Annotated in this window: 3 protein-coding genes and 1 pseudogene; 1 reads left to right on the top strand and 3 read right to left on the bottom strand. The window is 73.7% G+C overall.

The window, feature by feature from the left end; genetic code table 11:
- Positions 1-244: 244 nt before the first annotated feature.
- From B7767_RS31355 to B7767_RS31345, 3 genes are read right to left on the bottom strand one after another with little or no spacing between them, the layout of a single operon-like run.
- A complete protein-coding gene (locus tag B7767_RS31355; RefSeq protein ID WP_085575087.1) occupies positions 245-1006 on the bottom strand; it encodes a metallophosphoesterase in 762 nt (253 codons plus the stop codon).
- Positions 1003-1287, bottom strand: a complete 285-nt coding sequence (locus B7767_RS31350; RefSeq protein ID WP_085575086.1) for a BON domain-containing protein — start codon at positions 1285-1287, stop codon at positions 1003-1005. The genes B7767_RS31355 and B7767_RS31350 overlap by 4 nt, the downstream gene beginning before the upstream one ends.
- Before the next feature lie 21 nt (positions 1288-1308).
- Positions 1309-1998: a nucleotidyltransferase family protein gene (locus tag B7767_RS31345; RefSeq protein WP_107486436.1), complete on the bottom strand. Its 690-nt coding sequence runs from the start codon at positions 1996-1998 to the stop codon at positions 1309-1311.
- A 209-nt stretch (positions 1999-2207) separates the two neighbouring features.
- Between B7767_RS31345 and B7767_RS46685 the strand changes: the two are divergent.
- A pseudogene (locus B7767_RS46685) lies at positions 2208-2458 on the top strand (hypothetical protein); the annotation flags it as partial.

Below are 2458 nucleotides of genomic sequence, written 5' to 3'. Positions count from 1 at the left end.
ACGGACGCGAGGCGCAGGCCGGCGGCGGCGGCGCGGGCAGGCGAGCGCGGCCGGGCCCCGGACGCGTGCGTGGTGACGCGGATCACGGGACACGGAGCCAGCATGTTAAGCAGACGAAATGCGTAAAGTGTGCGCGCCTTGCGGGGGGTTCACACGGGAGGACCTGTACGGACCCGGCCCCGGGGCGGAGAAAAGCGCCGCCGGTACGGCCGGCGGCGCTGGGGTGGTGGGGCGACGGGCGGGCTCAGACGGTGGCCGCCCCCGTGCCGGCGCCCACGCGGTCGCGGACCGGCAGATGGTAGACGTGGAAGGCGCGGCCGATGACCGGCTGGGCGACGTTGCGCACCTTCACGCCCCCCGTCGTCATGCCGTGCTCGCTGCCGGCGTGCGCGTGCCCGTGCACGGCGAGATCGGCGCCGGCCGTGTCGATCGCCTCGGCCAGCAGATAGCTGCCCAGGAACGGATAGATCTCCAGCGGCTCCCCGGCCAGGGTCTCCGGCACGGGGGAGTAGTGGGTGAGGGCGATCCGGACGTCGCAGCCCTCCCGGTCCAGCTTCTCCAGCGAGGCCCGCAGGCCGTCGGCGCACCGGCGGGAGAGGCGCACGAACTCCTTCATCACCGGCTCGCCGAACTCCCCGGCACTCGCCCCGACGAACCCGCCGCCGAACCCCTTGGTGCCGGCCACCCCGACGCGCGCGTCACCTGCCCGTACGACCGCCGACTCCCCCTCCAGGACATGGGCGCCGGCGTCCCGCAGGACGGCCGTGACCTCGTCCTGCCGGTCGTCGTGGTGGTCGTGGTTGCCGAGCACGGCGACCACGGGGACGCCCAGGCCCCGGATCTCGTCGGCCACCACGCGGGCCTCCTCGACGGTGCCGTGCCGGGTGAGGTCCCCGGCCAGCAGCAGGAGGTCGGCGCACTCGGGCAGGGTGTCGAACGCGGGGCGGAGCGTGCCCCGGGTGTCGGGCCCCATGTGGATGTCGCCGACGGCGGCGATCCGGATCATGACAGTTCCTCCGCGTGATCGGGCGACGCGGTCTCGCTGACCACGATGTCGCAGTGCACCTCGAGCCCGGTGAGCTCCTCGCGCACCGTGTCCAGGACGTCCTCGCGGCAGTGGGCCGAGGGGACGGTCCCGGTGACCAGTACGGCCCCGCCGCGGACCTCGACCCGCACACCGAGTTCGCCGAGCTCGCCGGAGGCGAGACGGTCCTGGAGGTGGGCGACGCGGTACTCCGGGGCCGCCGCCGGTGTGCCGCCTGCGGATCCGGCGTCTTGGGTGTTCATGAGCGTTCCTTCCGCGGACGTTCAGATGACGTTCAGGCGTTCCAGGAGGAAGAAGAAGGCGGCCGGCATGGGCTCGTCCCCGCAGTCGCGCCGTACCCGCTCCCAGTCGACCTTCTCGCGCAGGGCGCGGGCGATGGGCAGGACGGCCCCGAAGTCGCAGTGGTGCTCCGAGAAGGCGGCCAGCAGGCCGGTCAGCAGATCGGTGGGCGCCAGCACCGGCATGCGTACCGACTCCACCGGGAGTTCCGGCGCCCGCCGGAGCATCTCGGTGGAGACGGGCCGGTGCGCCAGCTCGAAGATGATGTCCACGTCCTGGCCGAAGCAGGTGGCCTTGATCAGCCAGTCCTCGGGCGGGGCGTACACCGTCAGCCCGGCCTCGCGGAGCGTGGCGGCCACCGGCTCGGCGTCCTCGGGCCGGACACAGAAGTCGACGTCGTGCTGGAGGTTCCCGCTGCCGCCGTGGGCGTGGACGGCGACACTGCCGGCCAGGGCGAACAGGTGCCCGCCCCGCTTGAGCACCGCGCCGACCTGCTTGGCCGCCTCCAGGATCGCCTGATTGCGGTCGCGGGGCAGCTCCGGGTCGTCCTCCTGGTCCCGTGCGCCGCTCCGCACGGTGTGCGCCGGCACCGGTCCCGGGGCGTCCGTGGCCAGACGGAGCTCCCGGGTCCCCGGGGGCCGGGCGAGCGTGGCGTCCTCGCCGTTCTCCGTCATGACCACTCCCTTCGCCGACCGGACGGTCCGCACGTCCGCTGTGTGCCTGCACCTAGTACCCGGCGTGCCCGTTCCGACACGGGCCGGGGGGCGGCGCCCTCCCGCCGAGGACGTACAGGAAAGGCGCTTCGTGTGGTAACGGCTGAATATGGGGCAAAAGGTAGGGAAGGTGATGAGTGCCCGTGAGGGACTCGCCCGTGGAGGCCGACATGGAGCAGGACACGTACCGTCCGTCCGATCTTCCGCAGCCCTTGCGGACCGTCGCCTCGGGCCTGCGGCATCTGCCGGGCGCGGAGCAGGTGGGGAGGGTGACCGGCGGCGCCCTGGACGCGATCGGCGCGGTCTCCCCGCGCGGACGCCGGATGGCCGTCTACGCCGGCGCCGGGGTGCTCGGCGTGGCCGGCGTGGTCGAATGGCCGGTGGCGCTGACCGGCGCGGCCGTCGCCTGGCTCACCCGGCC

The sequence above is a fragment of the Streptomyces sp. 13-12-16 genome (assembly GCF_002114215.1).
Taxonomy (GTDB): Bacteria; Actinomycetota; Actinomycetes; order Streptomycetales; family Streptomycetaceae; genus Streptomyces.
This window is presented reverse-complemented; position numbering and strand designations above follow the sequence as displayed.